The organism is uncultured Paraglaciecola sp. (assembly GCF_913058035.1).
Taxonomy (GTDB): Bacteria; Pseudomonadota; Gammaproteobacteria; order Enterobacterales; family Alteromonadaceae; genus Paraglaciecola.
Window position 1 is genome coordinate 1 of record NZ_CAJXPA010000314.1, and the last position, 3,008, is coordinate 3,008.

General features: G+C 38.6%; 1 protein-coding gene. It reads right to left on the reverse strand.

What is annotated here, in order from left to right; translation table 11 throughout:
- Window positions 1-1,336: 1,336 nt before the first annotated feature.
- Entirely contained in the window at window positions 1,337-2,977 is a 1,641-nt protein-coding gene (locus QZ562_RS20715; RefSeq protein ID WP_293764559.1) for an EAL domain-containing protein, read from the reverse strand.
- Between the last annotated feature and the right edge of the window lie 31 nt (window positions 2,978-3,008).

The window sequence follows — 3,008 nt, forward strand, 5'->3', positions numbered from 1 at the left end:
TTGTGTATAAGTCATATATTCTAACAAGTATTCGTAACTGGTGTTGATTATTTGTACTAAATAGTGACTTTAACCAAGAAAGTTAGAGGCCAAAACCCATACCGATTATTGGTCTTCGAATAAAAAAAAATCAAAATAATAGTTGAAAAAAACAAGCTATAGTGGATTTTCTGTCTCGATTACTCGGTTAAAAAGCCGGATAACTGGTGAATTGCAGGGTTAAACAATTTTTAGCTTTGCGATATAAAACAAATTCCTATGCTTCACAAACTGTATTATTTTACGATCAATAATCTGGTATCGCATTAGTCATGATGGCTATGCCTAGAATCAAGCAGACTAAAATAGTGGTTTATCTCTAGTAGAGATAAATTGTAGATGCTCTAAAGATTGAGGCTGTTATAACCTTGCGTACACTTTGACTCCGTTACGCCCATTTTTTGCTTAATAAAATATATTGCTGTTCTCGTGCAGACGAACTCTCATTTCAAGGGCATCTTTTAGTTAGTTTTTTTAAACCATGAAAAATTCTTCGCAGCTAATCTTTTTGATCGTATCAATGCTGCGAGTCGCTTTTTTAATGAACCTAGCATAAGCCTTTCTAAAGCCTTTAATCCTTAAGACCAACGAAGTGCCTTCGCTTGTCATTAACTTATTTAAGGTGCCGACGTCGATCAATATTACTGACTTTACAGGATTATCCAAACGTGTCTGTCTAATTTAAGGCTTAGCAACTTATCAAAACTCGCCTGTTATGAAGTCTAGTTAACGAGTCCAGTCTTGATGAATACAATGCGTGCGGTTCCAGTGTGGCGGGTGTCTTTGGCTGACTTTATGATGAGCACTAATCAAGAATGAGTACGACTTCTGACTTTATATTTATTTCTTGGTTCGTGCCCCTCTTGTTCAAGATTGACAATGACGTTTCTTCATAACATTCGTAGCCTGTAAACCAAGAGATCAAGCATATCATTTTTCAACATTATTAATTGCAATTGCAACTGATAAGCAAATTATTGTTTATATTGGTAAAAATATTATTGATGTAGCAGTCTATTTATAATTAATATCATATTCTTAAGAGTAGTTTTCAGAATATGATTTAAGAGTAGTATGGTGAATAAATGAATTTGAATACTTAGATGTACTTTAGTATAAATATTGGCGTCATTCGTTAAGAGATGTCCTGATGTCAAATGTCGACATTACTAGCTTGCTAAATTAAGGCCCTAATAAAAAATAATCCCTGTTTATTAGGGTTTTGTAAAAAAATTCCGCGAGACTCTGACATCCTTAATTTACTGGTGATGAGCCTTAGTTGAAAGCGTTAAAAGAGTCACATTCCTTTCCATGGATCATCCGTTTTCCAAGTAGATACCCATTCAGGGATTTTGCTGGCAGACATCGGTCTAGCAATCCCATAACCCTGAGCCAACTCACAACCCAATTTTAATAGGGCTTGACCATGAGCGATAGTTTCTACTCCTTCAGCAATCACTTCACACTCAAATGCTTGAGCTAGTCCAATGACCCCTTTGACAATAGCTAAATCACCAGCATCTTCTAACATATCACGCACAAATGTTTGATCGATTTTAATTAATTGTGCTGGCAAGCGTCTTACATGAGTGAGTGATGAATATCCTGTGCCAAAATCATCTAAAGCAAAACGGACACCTAATTTATGGCATTCATTCATGGTTGAAGATACTTGATTGATATCATGTAAGGCACTGGTCTCCAGTATCTCTAATTCTAAAAAGGGTGGACCGACTTCAGGATAAGAAGCTAATAATGCTTTCAGGCGGGATACGAAATTATCTTGTTGTAATTGATAGGCACTAATGTTCACACTGATAGGAAAACAGATCCCTATATTTTGCCAATCACTTATTTGATTCAATGCAGTATCTATTACCCATTCACCCAATTCTAGACTAAGAGGTTGGCCCTCTATCACAGGTAAAAAGTCCAAAGAAGGGATCAGACCACTTTTAGGATGCTGCCAGCGGATTAAAGCTTCTGTCCCTATCACTTCGCCAGTGCGCATATTTACTTTTGGTTGGTAGTGCAGTAAAAACTCACCTCGCTCCATAGCTAGGCGAATATTATCTATATTTTCTAGCTGAATCTTGCCTGCATAAGCTTGCTCAACGTCAAACAAACGATAACGGTTTTTGCCTGCTTGTTTAGCACTATACATCGCCTGGTCAGCGTGGCGCATGAGATGATCTGCGTCTGAATTGTCTTGTGGATAAAACGTCACACCGATGCTCGCTGAAACTCGTATTATGGCTCCATCCACCATAACAGGATCAGAAGTAGCCTTTAAAAGCCGCTCTAATATAGCCGAACTCAACTTAGTGTTTTGTAAATCAACCATAATTGCGATAAATTCATCACCACCAATACGCGCCAACGTATCACCTTCACGTAAGGCGTCTTTCATACGTTGTGACAAGGCAATAAGTAGTTTATCTCCCACAGCGTGGCCATAGCTATCGTTGATCTCTTTGAACCTGTCAAGGTCCATAAATGCAACCGCTAATGACTGTTTGTGACTTTGGCAGTAGGCCATAGCCTGGCTAAGGCGGTCTGCTAATAAAACTCGGTTAGGTAGGTTAGTGAGTACGTCGTAATGAGCAATATGTTCCAGTTGACCTTGATAAGCCTTCATTGACGTTATGTCAGTGGATAATGAGACATAATGTTGGACTTTACCCTCAGCATTTTTCACAGCACTGATAGTCAGTATTTCTGGATAAACGTCGCCATTTTTACGACGGTTCCAGATCTCTCCACGCCAGTAACCTTGTGCTAACAGCGCCTCCCACATCTTAGCAAAAAATGCTGGTGGATGCCGTCCGGACTGAAGTATTTTTGGGTTTTTCCCCAGAACATATTCAGCAGTATAACCAGTAATCTGGCTAAAGGTATCGTTAACTTCGGTAATAGTGGCAGTAGCATCAGTTATCATGATCACCACATGCTGTCTCTTTCACACATCA